This is a genomic window from Gemmatimonadota bacterium (genome assembly GCA_016704275.1).
In the GTDB taxonomy this organism is placed as follows: Bacteria; Gemmatimonadota; Gemmatimonadetes; order Gemmatimonadales; family GWC2-71-9; genus Palsa-1233.
In genome coordinates this window covers 79,691-94,441 of record JADJAK010000002.1, presented here as the reverse complement: position 1 = coordinate 94,441, position 14,751 = coordinate 79,691, and the positions used below count along the sequence as shown (strand labels likewise).

The window sequence follows — 14,751 nt, the reverse complement described above, 5'->3', positions numbered from 1 at the left end:
CGTCGGCTTCCCGGGTAGAATTCCCATATGAGCCCTGAAAATAACCGAATCACCCGCGGGGGCGCCGTGCTCCCTCGTGCCATCCGCCGTCGGGGCCCGATTCTCGAGGTCCAGTGGGACGATCAGGGCCACCTGGGCGCCTTTGAAACGCGTGCGGTGCGGCTGGCCTGTCCCTGTGCCGGCTGCGTCGAGGAGATGACCGGGCGCCCGCTCCTGGACCCCGCCACGGTCCCGCTCGATGTCACCGCCGAGGCCCTCGAGCCGGTGGGTGGCTACGGGCTGCGGATCCGCTGGAGTGACGGCCACAGCACCGGGATTTATACCTACGGCTTCCTGCTGGCCCGTTGCCCCTGTCCGGCATGTACGGCGAGTCGCGGCTGACCCCCTTGGCCGTAAGGTGCTCAACGGCTAGAGTTTGGCACCTCTTCCGCGCTCCGTCCCTCCCCCCGGACCCTCGATGATCGGAAAGCGCTACTGGATCTGGATCTGGTATGCCATCCTCGCGATTGGCGTCATCGGGTTGCTTGCCGCCATTGATTGGGGGCGGCAGATCAAGTGGCGCAACCTTGATGAAATCCTCCGCGGGATCGGCACCATCACCGTCTCGATCGGCATGCTCTTCCTCCTGAACGGGACCGGACGCGGTGCCGGCCAGACGCTCCTCCTCGCCTCGCTGATCGCTTTCATCCTTGCCTTCGCCGTGGGTCGCGAGCCCGCGCAGTCCCCTCCGCGGAAAGACGACGCGTCGTGATTCGTCGGCGCCTCACCGCAGTCGCGCTGCTCCTCGGCTTCGTGCTCTCCTCGGTCGCCCCGGCGGCGGGCCAGGATGCCGGTGCCGGAACCGGCGGCGCGATCCAGCGGGCGCAGGAAGCGCGGCTCGCCGGCACCTGGCGTCGGGTCCTGATGATCGGGGCGCACCCCGATGACGAAGACACCGAACTGCTCACCATTCTCACCCGCGGGCGCGGGATCGAGACCGCCTATCTCTCGCTCACGCGCGGGGAGGGCGGCCAGAACCTCATCGGGAGCGAACTCGGTCGCGCCCTCGGCGTCTTGCGGACCGAGGAATTGCTCGCGGCGCGTTCGCTCGATGGCGGTCGCCAGTTCTTCACGCGCGCCTACGACTTCGGCTTCTCCAAGAGCGCCGAGGAGACCTTCCGGTTCTGGCCCCACGACTCGCTGATCAAGGACGCGGTGCGGATCATTCGCCGATTCAGGCCGCAGGTCGTGGTCGGGGTCTGGTCGGGCACCACGCGCGATGGCCATGGTCACCACCAGGTGGCCGGCATCGTGGCCCGCGAGGCGTTTGATGCGGCGGGGGATCCGGCGCGCTATCCGGAACTGCAGCGCGAAGAGGGTCTGGCGCCGTGGACGCCCGCGAAGTTCTATCGCAGCGGCCGGATGGATGCGGCGGCGCCAGCCGAGGGATTGGACGGCGGGGTGATCGACGCGGCCGAGGGGCAGTCGATGCACCAGATCGCGGCGCGCAGCCGGTCACGGCATCGCTCGCAGGACATGGGCCAGCTGGAGGACCTCGGGCCGTCGCGCGTGCGCGTGATCCTCGAGGCCACCGCCCCGGGAATCGTGGCCAACGGCGACTCGCTCTTCGCCGGGATCGCGCCCTCCGCGCCGTTGCCGAACGATCCACATCGTGCCGTGGTCGCCCTGGCCGACGCCGGCGTGATCCTCGACGCCACGACCGATGACGACGAAGTGGTCCGGGGCCAGGAACTCACGGTCACCGTGTCGGTGTGGAATGGCGGCCCTCGGCCGGTGCAGGCCGACGTGTCGCCGCTCCGCCAGGACGGCTGGACCATGCGCAGCGAGGGCTGTGTCGGGGCGCTCGGCGTGATTGCCCCCGGCGAGCTCAAGAAGTGCAAGTATCAGGTGACCGTCTGGGACAATGCGCCCCCGAGCACGCCGTACTTCCTCCGGAACGGGCTTGAGGTGGCGATGTACCGCTGGGGCAAGGATGCCTCCTTGCTGGGCGAGCCGTTCGAGCCGCCACCGGTGCGCGCGCGCTTCACGGTGACGACGGCCGACGGCGAAGCGGTCACCACCGTGCGCGAGGTGCAGGCGCGTTCGCTCGACCAGGGATTGGGCGAAGTGCGCCGGCCGATTCAAGTCGTGCCGCGGATCGCCGTCGACCTCTCGCCCGACAAGCTCCTCTGGCCGGTCGGCGTGCGGGCGCGCACCTTCCGCGTCTCCCTCGAGCACCTTGCCAAGGATTCCTCGCTGGCCGAGGTGACGCTGGTGGTGCCGCCGGGGTGGACCGCACCGAAGCCGCAGCGCGTCGTGCTCCGTCGTGAGGGTGAGCGGGCCGCCGCCGACTTCGTGGTTGGCGTCCCGGCTCAGGCGCCACCTGGCGACTACGAGATTGCCGCGAGTGTCGCGGTCGGCCCCGACACGCTCTCGCTCGGCGTCTACCGCATTCGCTATCCGCATGTGCCGCCGCGGAACATCGTCACCCGCGCCATGAGCATCGTCGTCCTCGCGCCCGTGACGCTGCCGCGTGCGAGGAAGATCGGCTACGTACGCGGCGCCGCGGACCGCGTGCCCGAGGCGCTGCTGAACACCGGCGTGCCGGTGCGACTCCTCACGGGCGATGCGCTCGAGCGTGCGCCGCTGGATTCATTCTCGGTGATCGTCATCGGGGCCCGCGCCTACGAGGTCGATGCCTCGTTGCAGCGCGCGCACCCCAGGCTGATGAGTTGGCTGGAGCGTGGGGGGACCCTGGTGGTGCAGTATCAGCAGTATCCCTTCATCCGCGGCGGCTTCGCCCCGCTGCCGTTCACCATTGCCTCGCCGCACGACCGCGTGACCGATGAGGACGCGCCGGTGAAGCTCCTGGCCCCGACCTCGCCGCTGTTGCGCAGCCCGAACCGGATCGGCCAGGCGGACTTCACGGGGTGGGTGCAGGAGCGGGGCCTCTACTTTGCCCGCAGCTGGGATCGGACGTGGACGCCGCTCCTCGAGATGCATGACAGCGGCGACGTCGCGCGCGAGGGGAGTCTCCTCGTGGGCCGCCGTGGACGCGGCACCGTGATCTACACCGGGATCGCCTTCTTCCGTGAACTGCCCGCGGCGGTCCCCGGCGCCTGGCGCCTCTTCATGAACCTGCTCGATGCGGGTGCACCGCGCGCGGGACGACAACCGTGAGTCATGCCGCCGACGGGCACACCAAGAAGGAACAGCTGCGCCAGCTCTGGGTGTTGATCGCGGTCAATCTGGTCGACATGCTCGGCTTCGCGATGATCCTGCCGCTGCTGCCGTTCTACGCGCTCAAGCTCAAGGCGACGCCGGAGATGGTCGGCTGGATGATCGCCTCGTTCTCGATCGCCCAACTGATCGCCTCGCCGATCTGGGGCCGAGTGTCCGACAAGTACGGCCGCCGTCCGGCGCTGCTGATCGGCCTGCTCGCCTCGGCGATCGCGTTCCTTGTTTTCGGTCTCGCCAACTCCCTCTGGCTGCTCTTCCTCTCGCGCATCGTGCAGGGTGCCGGGGGCGGGACGACCGGCGTGGCGCAGGCGTACGTCTCGGATACCGTCGCCCCCGCCGATCGGGCGCGTGCCCTGGGTTGGCTCTCGGCCGCGACGGCGGCCGGGGTGATGATCGGGCCGGCGATCGGCTCGGCGGCGGCCCACTTCGGGCGGCAGATGCCCGGCTTCATTGCCGCCGGACTCTGTTTCCTCAACGTCCTCGCGGCGTGGAAGTGGCTTCCGGAATCGCGCCGCGCCGAGGATCGAGCCAAACCGAAGCCGCGGAAGCCGATCTGGCATGCGGCGTGGACTGTGGTTCGTCATCCCGCCGAGAAGGCGGCGCGGCTGATCTGGATTTACGGCACCGGCATGCTCGCCTTCTCGCTGCTCACCTCCGTGCTCGCGCTCTGGCTTGACGCACGCTTCGGGGTGACCGAGGAGAACATCGGCTACTTCTTCGTCTACAACGGCCTGCTCTCGCTGGTGCTGCGCTCGCTGCTCCTCGGCCCGGTGGTCGACCGGATCGGAGAGACGCGTGCCATGCGTCTCGGGGCGTTGATCCTCGCGATCGGCTTGATGCTCTACACGGTGGCGCCCTCCATCTGGGTCCTCGCGATCATCATCCCGTTGGTCCCGATCGGGACGGCGTTGCTCTTTCCCGCCTCCACCTCGCTGCTGTCGCATGCGACCGAGCCGGAGGAGCTGGGGACCACGATGGGCGTGGCGCAGACCTTCGCCGGCGTCGCCCGGATCATCGCCCCGATCGCCGGGACCTCGGCGTTCCAGCGGATCGGGGTGGACGCCCCCTTCCTGCTCGGGGGGGTGACGATGCTGGGCGTGGCCCTCCTCTCCTGGCGATTCGTCCGACCCCCAGTCCCGGCCGCGGCGTAGGGCCGCCGACCCGCGACCTCGCGATTATCATCCTCGAATGACTTCGACCCCCCTTCCCGAAACGGCCGCCGGCTTCGCCGACGCGACCTGGGCCGATCTGGCGGCCCGGTACGCCGAACTCGCCGCGGCGCCGGTCGACGCGACGACGCTGGAGCCGTGGCTCGCCCGCTGGTCCCGACTCGACGAGCTGGTCACCGAGGCCGCCTCGCTGGCGATGATCGCGTATACCTGCGACACCGCGGACGCCACGAAGGAAGCCGCGCACCTTCGGTTCTCGACCGAGATCCTCCCGCAACTCGAGGAGGCCGAGGTCGCGCTCGCGAAGAAGTTGGTGGCCGTCGGGACCGATCGGCCCGACTTCGTCACCACGCTGCGACGCTTCCGGACCGCGATCGAGATCTTCCGCGAGGCCAACGTGCCGCTGGTGGCGGAGGCCGAGGGACTCGCCGCCAAGTATCAGCAGATCACCGGCACGATGATGGCACCGTGGGACGGCGCCCAGGTTCCGTTGCCGCGGCTCTCGCCGTTCCTCAAGAGCGCCGACCGGTCGGTGCGCGAGGCCGCGTGGCGCGCGGCCACCGCACCGTACGTGGCGGCACGGGACGAGCTCGCGACGCTCTTCGATCGAATGGTGGCGCTGCGGACGACGATGGCCACCAACGCCGGCTTCGCCGACTATCGTGACTACATCTTCGCGGCGAAGTGCCGCTTTGATTACACCCCGGCCGATTGCGAGCGGTTGCACGAGGCGATCGCCGAGACGGTGGGGCCGGCGCTGTTGCGCGCGCTCGCCGCGCGGCGCGAGCGCCTCGGCCTCGACGCGATTCGCCCGTGGGACCTCGCGGTCGATCCGTGGCGGGACGCGCCCCCCGTGCCGTACCAGACGATCGCCGAGTTGCAGGACGGGGCGGCGCGGATCTTCACCGCCGTCGATCCGGTGCTCGGCGGGCAATTCCGGACCATGATGACCGAGGGGTTGCTGGATCTGGAGTCGCGCACCGGCAAGGCGCCGGGCGGCTACTGCGACACCTTGCATGCTCGCGGCCGGCCGTTCGTCTTCATGAACGCCGCGGGCGTGCCCGAAGATGTCACCACGCTGTTGCACGAAGCGGGGCATTGCTTCCACGCCTTCGCCTCGCACGCGTTGCCGTTCATCTGGCAGCGGCATCCCGGTGCGGAGTCGGCCGAGCTCGCCTCGATGTCGATGGAACTCCTCGCGGCGCCGCACCTCGGGCAACCGACGGGCTATTACGAGGGCCCCGACGCCGTCTCGGCGCGACTCGAGCATCTCGAGGACATCCTGATTTCGCTGGCGCACATCGCGTCGGTCGATGCCTTCCAATCGTGGATCTACACGGCGCCGGAAGGGCGGGATGCCGCTGCGCGGGACCAGGCGTGGCTGCGGCTGCGTGAGCGTTTCGAGCCCGGCACGGATTGGAGTGGCCTGGAGGCCGAGCGCGTCTCTCGCTGGTACCGGCAACTCCACATCTTCCTGTACCCGTTCTACTACATCGAATACGGGTTGGCGCAGATCGGGGCGCTCCAGGTCTGGCGGAACGCGCGCCGCGATCCCGTGGAGGCCGTCGCCGCCTACCGGCGCTTCCTCGCGCTGGGGGCAACCCGGCCCCTGCCCGAGCTGTACCAGGCCGCCGGCGTCGAGCTGACCTTCGACAAGGCGGTGTTGGCCGAGCTGGTGGCCATGGTGGAGGAGGAAATGGCGCTCCTTCGGGCGATGTTGCCCCGGGGCGGCTGAGCGTTCGGGCGCGGCGGCCATTGCGTCCACCACCCCGGGAGCCCATTTTTGCCCGTTGGGCCCGATGTGGCCCGGCGTTGGTATCCCACCGGACCGGAGATTGGATGGCGAAGGAAGAAGGGATTGAAATGGAGGGCGTGGTGCAGGAAGTCCTGCCAGATCGCAACTACCGCGTGCTCCTCGAGAACGGACACACCATCCTTGCCTACGCGGCCGGGAAGATGTCGAAGTTCAAGATCCGCGTGCTCGAGGGCGACCGCGTCTCCGTGGTGCTCTCCCCGTATGACCTGACCCGTGGCCGGGTGGTCTACCGCCACAAGTAGTGAGCTGCCGGTGGGCGCCCTGCCCGCCGGTCAGGTCCCGAGGATGCGCGCCGCGAGGCGCGCCAAGTCGCTCCCCCGCCGCCGCGCGCCCTTCAACACCGCCTCCTCCAGCGCACTCCGGAATTCCCCGGCCGATGCATAGCGTGCCTCGACGTCATTGCGCATGGCGCGACTGAGCACGTCCGCGACACCCTCCGGAATGTCGGGCCGCTCCTGCCCCAGATCCGGCACGATGTCCGAGGTCTGCTTGGCCAGGATCTGCTCGACGGTGGTGCCGGGGAAGGGCGTCCGGCCCAGCAGCGCGTACGTCGCGACCGCCGCGAGGGAGTAGAGGTCGGTGCGCTGGTCGACGCGCTCGCCCAGCAGCTGCTCGGGGGAGGCGAACTGCGGCGTGCCGCTCTGCGAGGTCGCACCGCCGAAGCGCCCCTGGCCCCGCAGCGCGAGCGCCAGGCCGAAGTCGGTGATCCGCAGCGAGCCGTCCCGTTCCAGCAGCATGTTCTCCGGCTTGATGTCGCGGTGGACCAGCCCGAGCGCATGGGCGTGGCCCAGTGCGGAGAGGGCCTCCCGCAACAGGCGCAGCACACGGTCGAGCGGCAGTGGGCCGTCGCGGTCCACGAGCTGCGCCACGTTCGGCCCATCGACGATTTCCATGGTGTACCAGAGCAGGCCGGACCGCCCGGCGATGTCGTAGATGTTCACGATGTTGACGTGGTTGAGTCGAGCGGCGAGCTGCGCTTCGCGTCGGAACCGTTCAACGGTCGCCAGGTCCTGGGTCAGGTGCGGATGCAGCACCTTGAGCGCGACTTGTCGCTCGAGGTGCAAGTCGCGCACGCGGTACACCCGACCGAAGCCGCCCTGCCCGAGTTGCCCGAGGAGCTCGTAGTCGTCGCCCAGTGCGCGGCGCATCCGCGCTTCCCAGTGCGGCCCGTCGGCGAGCTCGATGGAGAGGGTCGGCAAGGCCACGTCGACCGACTCGTACTCGCCCGCCTCGGAGGCGAAGTCCTCGAGCATCTCCGCCGCCGTGAGGTAGCGCTCGTCGGGACGCGGATCGAGCGCGCGGAGGATCACGCGCTCAAGCGCGGCCGGAATGACGCCACGGATCTGTCGTGGCGGCACGAGTTGCTGTGCGTCGAGAGGCGGCGTCGTCGCGGTCACGGCGAAATACAGCACCGCGCCGGCCGTGTACACGTCGCTGGTCGGATCGCCGGTCTTCCCGTCGCGCACTTCCGGCGCCAGGAAGGGCGAGCCGGTCGGCTGCTCCGCCGGCGGAATGTCCGTCAGCGTGAGGTTGCAGTACCGCAGGTCGGTGACGGTGCCGCGACCGGTCGTGGTGAGCAGCAACGACGCCGGGACGATGCGGCGGACGATGATGCCATGCGCATGCGCGTGTTCGAGCGCCCCGAGGATGTCGCGGGCCAGGCCGTGGACCGTCGGGATCGGCCGCGGACCACGCTGGATCGCATCGGCGAGCGACTCGCCGTCGATCCAGTTGCCGACGCGGTAGGCAATGTCGCCGATGACGCCGGCCTCGTAGACATGGCGGATCGCCGGGTGGTCGAGGCGCGCCAACGCCTCGGCCTCGCGGAGGAACCACCGCCGCAGCGCGTCACTGGTGTCGAGGTTGACACGCAGCGAGACGGTGCGGTTCAGCCGCCGATCATGGGCGCGAAAGAGCAGCCGCTCCGGCGAGACGGCCACCGCGGTGTCCAGGCGGAAACGCTCGCCGAGGGCGGCGGTGACACGGGAGAGTTGAAGCTCTGGGACGTCAGCCGGCATGCCTGAAAGATACCCGTGTGCTACCGGTCGCCGGCGGCGGCGGCGGCGAGGCGCTGCCGGAGGGCACCGAGTTCGTGCCGGAGGGCGCGGCCCGGCCAGTCGTCGCGCCGCGCGAGCGCGTCGTCGAGGTCGCCATACCAGGTCAGCATCAAGGCGGCCGGGGCGAAGCCCTGGGGCGGGAGGTACTCCACCCCCAGCCGCTCCACCAGCGCGATCGCGGTCCCGCACTGGTGAATCTCGTCGGCGCAGCGGATGTCGAGCGCGCGGGGTTCCATCGTGGCGAGCGCGGCGAGCAGCAGCCGCTTCCGTTGCGTCCAGGCGAGTCGGTCACCGCGCGTGTCGAGCGACGGCTCCACCGCATCGCGCGCCACGCCGAGCACCACCGACCCGAACTTCTCGCCGATCTTGCGGGCCAATTCCTCGCGGGCCTCGGCCTCGCAGACCTCGAGCACGTGGTGCAGGATCCCCGCGACCAGTGTGGTCTCGTCGGCACCGTGTCGGGCGAGGATGATCGCCACGTTGGCCGGATGGGCCACGAACGGCATGCCCCCATCGGAGGGTGCGCGCGGGGCGTGGTGCTTCGCCGAGAAGGCGAGGGCGTGATTGATCCGGTCGCTGTAGCCTTGCATGGGCGTGCTCACGGAATGGCGAGGAACTTGTGGGTTTGGAGCGACAGGCCCCACCGCGGATGGGCAAGGCAGTAGGCGAGCGCGGCCCGCGTGTTGGCCGCTTGCGCGGGGCCGTCCATGGGTTGCAACAGGTGGTGCCGGAAGTCGAGGGTCGCGAAGCGGTCGGGCATCGCGTCGGGCTGCGGGAAGACCAGCTTCAATTCATCGCCGCGCGTCTGCACCAGCGTGGTCCCCGCCTTCGGCGACACACAGATCCAATCGACGCCATCGACCACCGCATTCGTCCCGTTCGTTTCGATCGCGACCTCGAAGCCGACCGCATGCAGTGCATCCACGAGCGGCCGATCCAGCTGCAGGGTCGGTTCGCCCCCGGTGCAGACCACGTACGGTTGTCCTCGATCGCTGTCGACAGGCCACGCCGCGGCGACCGCGTCCGCCAGCGCCGCCGCGGTGCTGAACTTGCCGCCGCCAGGGCCGTCGGTCCCCACGAAATCGGTGTCGCAGAAGCGGCACGTGGCCGTCGCGCGATCCGCCTCCCGGCCTGTCCAGAGATTGCAGCCCGTGAACCGACAGAACACGGCGGGCCGACCCGCGTGGCGGCCTTCACCCTGCAGCGTGAAGTAGATCTCTTTGACCGAGTAACTCATGGAGGAAAGTTAGTCAGGTGGAAGTGACCAGTGACCAGTGACCAGGAAGCCAACGCCCGCGAGGAACCCCCGGTTCCTGGTCACGGGTAACTCGTCACAGGTTGGCGTAGGGCGCCGGATCCTCCAGCCCCAATTCCCGAAACCCCTTGAGTCGCAGCTGACAGGCATCGCAGTGGCCACAGGCGGCACCCGACGCGTCGGGGTCGTAGCACGTGCGCGTCAGTGAGAAATCGACGCCGAGGGCCAGACCGCGCTCGACGATCCCGCGCTTCGTGAGGGCCGCCAACGGCGTGTGCACGGTGAGTTCGGTGAGGGTGGTGCCCAGGCGGGCCATCTGCTGGAACGCCGCGATGAACTCTGGGCGGCAGTCGGGATAGCCGGAGTAGTCGAGGGCGTTGACGCCGATGAAGAGATCGCGCGCGCCGAGCACCTCGGCCCAGGCGAGCGCATAGCTCAGGAAGATCGTGTTGCGCGCCGGGACGTACGTGATCGGCACGCCAGCGCCGATCGCCGCCGCGTCACGGTCCTTGGGCACCGCGACGTCGGCCGTCAGCGCCGAGCCGCCGAAGGCGCGGAGGTCGAGGTCGACGATCCGGTGCTCGACAGCGCCGTGACGCCGGGCGACCCGGCTCGCCGCGTCGAGTTCGGTCGCGTGGCGCTGCCCGTAGCGGAAGGAGAGGGCGTATGGGGCGTAACCGTCGGCCGCCGCGATGGCGAGGCAGGTCGCGGAATCCATACCCCCGGAGAGGAGGACAATGGCGGGGCGGGGGAGTGGCATCGGGGAAATCTATCAGCCGCCCCGCACCGCGACGAGGCCTGTCACGGGGAACTCCCTCACCCGCACCACGCGACACCGCCGTGTGGCACAATTACCACCCCATCTCGGGGCGGCAGAAACGCCGCGACCGCGGGTCTGTCGCCAAACTCTCGCCGGGAAGTGCCTCGTGGTCCCCATGCTGTCGCAATATCTGGAATCGCCGTCGACCGAGTCGCTTTTCCAGCTTTGCCACTCGTGGCACGCCGCCCGACCGGCGTTGACGGTCCTGGCGCTCGTCTGCGAGCCCCAGGCGGAGCTGGTCGGGCCGCTGCAGGAGGCCACCTCCTCCGCCGAGATCAGGCTGCTCGGCGCGGTGGTCCCTGGGGTCGTGGCCGAGGGGACCTTCCGACGCACGGGCGTCCTGCTCCTCGGCTTCGCGGGGGCCACCCCGGCCCTCCTCGTCCCGGTGCCGCCGGCGGAACCTGAGGCGACCGAGGCGCCGATCGCCGCCCTCGCGGAGTTTGTCCACCAGCACGCCTCCGCGACACCCGGCGAGGACACGCTCCTCATCTTCGTCGACGCCATGGTGCCGAAGGTCGCCTCACTCCTCGACCGGCTCTATTTCGAATGCGGCGACCAGGTGCATTACGCCGGCAGCAGCATCGGCAGCGAACGTTTTGTCGCGATGCCCTGCCTCTTCGACAATACGGAGCTGGTCGGGGGCGCCCTCCTGGCGATTCTTCTGCCGCGGAACAGCGGTCCGACGATGGCACACGGCTACCAGGGTGACGTGACGCTGCGGGTCGCGACCGAGATCGAGGGGAACCGGATTCGGCGCATCAACGGCCGGATCGCCTTCGAGGTCTCTCAGGAACTGATGGCCGAGGAGTATGGCATTTCGCTCGATCGCCAGAACTTCTACGAATACGGTGTCCACTTTCCATTCGCCTTCAATCGCGTGAGCGGCGAGTCGCTGGTGCGGATCCCGGTCTCGGTGGAGGAGGACGGTTCCATCCTCTGCATCGGCGAAGTCCCCGAGAATGCCCTCCTGGGCGTGGTGCGCGCGATCGATGCCGGGGACACCAGCGCGGCGGCGGCAGTCGGAGGCGCCTCCGCCCTGACCGAGGCGCCCGGCGTGTTCGTCATCTATTGCGCGGGTCGCTACCTCCACCTTGGCGAGGCCGGGGCCGCGGCAGTTCTGCAACGCCACCCTGCTCGCGATTCCATGGCACTGAAGCAGCAGCAGGCGCTCACGGTCCTCTACGACCTGGCGATGACGATGGCGGGGGAGACCGACCCGCGGCGCCTCGCCACGTCGATGCTGCAGCGCCTGCTCGCCCACACCGGATACAGCTGCGGCGCAGTGTTGCTTGACCTCCGCGACGAGGGAGACGCGACGGTCTCGGCCGACCTCTACGTCACCATCGGTGCCCGGGCGCTCCGCGCGCTCGAGGGGACACGCGGTCTGTGGCCGGCGTCAGCGATGGCGGCTGGCCGTCTGGTGAATCCCTCCGGATGGTTCCCTGGGGGCGAGCGCTACCCGCACGCCATGCAGCTCCCATTGCCCGGCGTCGGCTGCGTCTTGCTGCTCGCCGCGAGCACCTCTTCGGCGCGCGAGGAGCAGGCCGTCGCGCTCCTGCCGCCGCTGCTCGCCAAGTTCAGTCAGGCGCTTCGCCATTGCCTGGAGAGCAAGGCGCGTGGTGAGGCACTGGCCGTGGCGCGCGACGCCGCCGAGGCCGCGAGTCGGGCCAAGAGCCGATTCCTGGCCAGCATGAGCCACGAGCTGCGGACGCCGCTCAACGGCATCCTCGGTTACGCCCAGCTGGTGGAACTCGAAGAAGGACTCCCGGCGCAGCTGCGAGATCACGCGCACGCCATCACCGCGGCAGGGCATCACCTGCTCGCTGTCGTGAATGACATCCTCGACCTGACGCGGATCGAGTCGGGACAGCTGACGATTCAGGTCGCGCCGATCGATGTCGCCCCGCTCCTTGCCGCAACGATCGCGCATCACGAGGCGGCAGCCCGGCAACGGGACATCCGGCTCGTGACGACGGGCAGCGATGCGTCGTTGCGTGTGCTCGCCGATGAGCACCGACTGCGTCAGGTGCTCGACAACCTGGTCAGCAATGCGATCAAGTACAATCAGTCCAACGGACAGGTCTCGCTGGTCGTGACGCAATCCGCGTCGGATCGGGTCCGGTTCACCGTCACCGACACCGGACGAGGAATCGCGCCCGAGCTGCAGGCGGAGCTGTTCCAGCCGTTCAACCGGTTGGGTGCCGAGACCGGAACGATCCAGGGCATCGGCATCGGGCTCCTGATCACCCGTCATCTTGTTGACGGCATGGGCGGCGCGATCGGGGTGGACAGCACCCCGGGGGTCGGCAGCACCTTCTGGGTGGACCTGCCCTCGGCCGAGCCGCGAGTGGTCGCATCGTCGGCTGCCGGGGGCTCGCGTCGTCGGCGCATTCTGGTGGCCGAAGACTTCGGGCCCAATCAGGCCGTGCTTCGGCTGCAGCTCACCCGACTCGGCTACGACGTCGACGTGACGTCAGATGGTGGGGAGGCGCTGGCACGGTGGCGTGCTGAGCCGTTCGACCTCCTGCTCACCGATCTCAACATGCCTGGCCTGGACGGATTCGACCTTGCCCGTGCCATCCGGGCCGAGGAGCGGGAGCGTGGTGGGCACCTGCCGATCGTCGCGATCACGGCGGCCGATCTCTCGAGCGAGCGTGAGCAGTGCCGCGACGCGGGCATGGACGACGTGCTCCCCAAGCCGATCATCCTGGTCGACCTGCGTCGACTGCTGGAGCGTTTGTTGACTGGCGAAAACGCCGCGGAGGCATCGCCCGATCCGCGCGCAGCCGCCGACACCGTCGCGGTGCTCGATCTGGCGCAGTTGCATCGCGTGCTCGGCGAGGTCAGCCCCGAGGAGTGGCGCGGCGTGCTCGGCACCTTCATCGATTCGGCGGGGCAGGGGCTTCGGCGGATTGCCGCCTCACCCGGCGACGTGCCGGCCGTGGCGCGCGAACTCCACAAGTTGAAGTCTGGTGCCCGGACGGTGGGGGCGATGCGATTTGCCGCGCACGTCGTGGCCATGGAAGACGCGGTCAACAACGGGCATCGGATCACCTTCAGCGCGCTGCGCGGCGCGCTCACGGACGTCGAGCTTGCCCTGGCCGGGCTGGCGACCGCTGCCCCCACGCCGCCCGCCAAGCCGGTGGTGCCCGAACCGATGCGGCCGCGGATCGCGTGTCGCTCCGTGCTGCTGGTCGACGACGATCCGGTGGTGATTCGTCACATGTCAGCGATGCTCTCCTTCGGCCTCGCGATCCCCGATGTCCTCACCGCCTCGGATGGTCGACAAGCGGCCGACCTGCTGGCCGCCCGCGACGGCGCGATCGACGTGGTCATCTGCGACCTCGAGATGCCGGAGATGGACGGCGTGGAACTGATCCGATCGCTCGGTCGCACGGGGTTCCAGGGCGGCGTGATCCTCATGAGCGGGGCCGAGGCGAAGGTCCTCAGCACGGTGGGCACGCTGGCCGGCATTCAGGGGCTGCACGTTCTGGGACAGGTGCAGAAGCCGGTGGGGCCGGCGCAGATGACGCAACTGCTGGCGCAGTTCGACGCCGAAGTGGCGCCGCAACGGGATCGGCGTGCGCTGGAGGAGATCACTGCGGACGCGATTCGAGAGGGGATTCGCCTGGGCGAGTTCGAAGTCTGGTTCCAGCCCAAGGTCGATGCCGCCACCCTCGCGCCCGTCGGGGTCGAGGCACTTGCGCGGTGGGTGCGCGGCAAGGCTATCCACGTCGCGCCGGATCGCTTCATCGTGGCCGCCGAGCGGTTGGGGTTGATCCCCGAACTCTCCCGCGCGCTGGTCGACGCCGCGCTCTCGGGCGCGGCGCGCCTCGCCGCGCACGGTGCCGGGTTGACCACGGCGATCAACATCTCGCGCCAGATGCTCGACGATCTCTCCCTGCCGGACTGGATCAGCGCACGGACACTTGCGGTCGGACTCACGCCGCAGGCCGTCGTCCTCGAGGTCACCGAGACCGGATTGAGCGAGGACCTCACCCGTGCGCTTGATGTACTGACGCGCCTCCGCCTGAAGGGCTTCGGGCTCTCGATCGATGATTTCGGCATCGGGTACTCGTCGTTCGAACAGCTCGGCCGGGTGCCGTTCACGGAGCTGAAGCTGGACCGGAGCTTCGTCAGTCGCGGATGCCAGGACCCTGCCGCTCGGGCGATTCTCGAAGGGAGCATGGGCATGGCCCGCAAGCTCGGCCTGACGACGGTGGCCGAAGGGGTCGAGACCGTCGAGGATCTTGAGCTGATCCGCTCCCTCGGCTGCGACCGGGTGCAGGGGTACCTCATCGCTCGCCCCATGCACCTTGAACAGTTGTTGACCTGGCTGTCGGACCGGCCAGCCGTTGGCACCGGTGCGGGTGGGGGAGTGCAATCTCCTTCGCCTAGGGGGTGACCTCGCGGTT

At 69.3% G+C, this 14,751-nt stretch carries 11 protein-coding genes; 7 read left to right on the top strand and 4 right to left on the bottom strand.

Going from position 1 to position 14,751, the window contains the following annotated elements:
- The first annotated feature begins 27 nt into the window (after nt 1-27).
- The 6 genes from IPG05_04185 (at nt 28) to infA (ending at nt 6,446) form a co-directional block, all read left to right on the top strand.
- Nucleotides 28-381: a DUF971 domain-containing protein gene (locus IPG05_04185; protein MBK6494290.1), complete on the top strand. Its 354-nt coding sequence runs from the start codon at nt 28-30 to the stop codon at nt 379-381.
- A gap of 76 nt (nt 382-457) precedes the next feature.
- Entirely contained in the window at nt 458-751 is a 294-nt protein-coding gene (locus tag IPG05_04180) for a hypothetical protein (GenBank protein ID MBK6494289.1), read from the top strand.
- On the top strand, nt 748-3,159 hold the full coding sequence (locus IPG05_04175) for a PIG-L family deacetylase (GenBank protein MBK6494288.1): 2,412 nt from the start codon (nt 748-750) through the stop codon (nt 3,157-3,159). The genes IPG05_04180 and IPG05_04175 overlap by 4 nt, the downstream gene beginning before the upstream one ends.
- On the top strand, nt 3,156-4,370 hold the full coding sequence (locus IPG05_04170) for an MFS transporter (protein ID MBK6494287.1): 1,215 nt from the start codon (nt 3,156-3,158) through the stop codon (nt 4,368-4,370). The genes IPG05_04175 and IPG05_04170 overlap by 4 nt, the downstream gene beginning before the upstream one ends.
- A 37-nt stretch (nt 4,371-4,407) precedes the next feature.
- A complete protein-coding gene (locus IPG05_04165) occupies nt 4,408-6,123 on the top strand; it encodes a M3 family oligoendopeptidase (GenBank protein ID MBK6494286.1) in 1,716 nt (571 codons plus the stop codon).
- Between the two features lie 104 nt (nt 6,124-6,227).
- Complete coding sequence (gene infA, locus IPG05_04160) at nt 6,228-6,446, top strand: translation initiation factor IF-1 (protein MBK6494285.1); 219 nt, start codon at nt 6,228-6,230, stop codon at nt 6,444-6,446.
- A 30-nt stretch (nt 6,447-6,476) separates the two neighbouring features.
- Here the strand turns inward: infA and IPG05_04155 are convergent, their stop codons facing one another.
- The 4 genes from IPG05_04155 to queC form a co-directional block, all read right to left on the bottom strand.
- The gene (locus IPG05_04155) at nt 6,477-8,222 is read right to left on the bottom strand and encodes a serine/threonine protein kinase (protein ID MBK6494284.1); all 1,746 of its coding nucleotides are present in this window, start codon (nt 8,220-8,222) and stop codon (nt 6,477-6,479) included.
- Between the two features lie 20 nt (nt 8,223-8,242).
- A complete protein-coding gene (locus tag IPG05_04150) occupies nt 8,243-8,863 on the bottom strand; it encodes an HD domain-containing protein (GenBank protein MBK6494283.1) in 621 nt (206 codons plus the stop codon).
- Nucleotides 8,860-9,498, bottom strand: coding sequence for a 7-carboxy-7-deazaguanine synthase (queE, locus tag IPG05_04145; protein MBK6494282.1), 639 nt, complete (start codon nt 9,496-9,498; stop codon nt 8,860-8,862). The genes IPG05_04150 and queE overlap by 4 nt, the downstream gene beginning before the upstream one ends.
- A gap of 94 nt (nt 9,499-9,592) precedes the next feature.
- The gene (queC, locus tag IPG05_04140) at nt 9,593-10,276 is read right to left on the bottom strand and encodes a 7-cyano-7-deazaguanine synthase QueC (protein MBK6494281.1); all 684 of its coding nucleotides are present in this window, start codon (nt 10,274-10,276) and stop codon (nt 9,593-9,595) included.
- 175 nt (nt 10,277-10,451) lie between these two features.
- On the opposite strand from queC, the gene IPG05_04135 reads away from it, so the two are divergent.
- On the top strand, nt 10,452-14,741 hold the full coding sequence (locus tag IPG05_04135; GenBank protein ID MBK6494280.1) for an EAL domain-containing protein: 4,290 nt from the start codon (nt 10,452-10,454) through the stop codon (nt 14,739-14,741).
- The last annotated feature ends 10 nt before the right edge of the window (nt 14,742-14,751 follow it).

Excerpts from the sequence above, each read along its gene's own strand:
- IPG05_04180 (MBK6494289.1), top strand. The coding sequence starts at position 458 with ATGATCGGAAAGCGCTACTGGATCTGGATCTGGTATGCCATCCTCGCG.
- IPG05_04135 (MBK6494280.1), top strand. The coding sequence starts at position 10,452 with ATGCTGTCGCAATATCTGGAATCGCCGTCGACCGAGTCGCTTTTCCAG.
- IPG05_04185 (MBK6494290.1), top strand. The coding sequence starts at position 28 with ATGAGCCCTGAAAATAACCGAATCACCCGCGGGGGCGCCGTGCTCCCT.
- IPG05_04155 (MBK6494284.1), bottom strand. The coding sequence starts at position 8,222 with ATGCCGGCTGACGTCCCAGAGCTTCAACTCTCCCGTGTCACCGCCGCC.
- IPG05_04165 (MBK6494286.1), top strand. The coding sequence starts at position 4,408 with ATGACTTCGACCCCCCTTCCCGAAACGGCCGCCGGCTTCGCCGACGCG.
- queC (MBK6494281.1), bottom strand. The coding sequence starts at position 10,276 with ATGCCACTCCCCCGCCCCGCCATTGTCCTCCTCTCCGGGGGTATGGAT.
- infA (MBK6494285.1), top strand. The coding sequence starts at position 6,228 with ATGGCGAAGGAAGAAGGGATTGAAATGGAGGGCGTGGTGCAGGAAGTC.
- queE (MBK6494282.1), bottom strand. The coding sequence starts at position 9,498 with ATGAGTTACTCGGTCAAAGAGATCTACTTCACGCTGCAGGGTGAAGGC.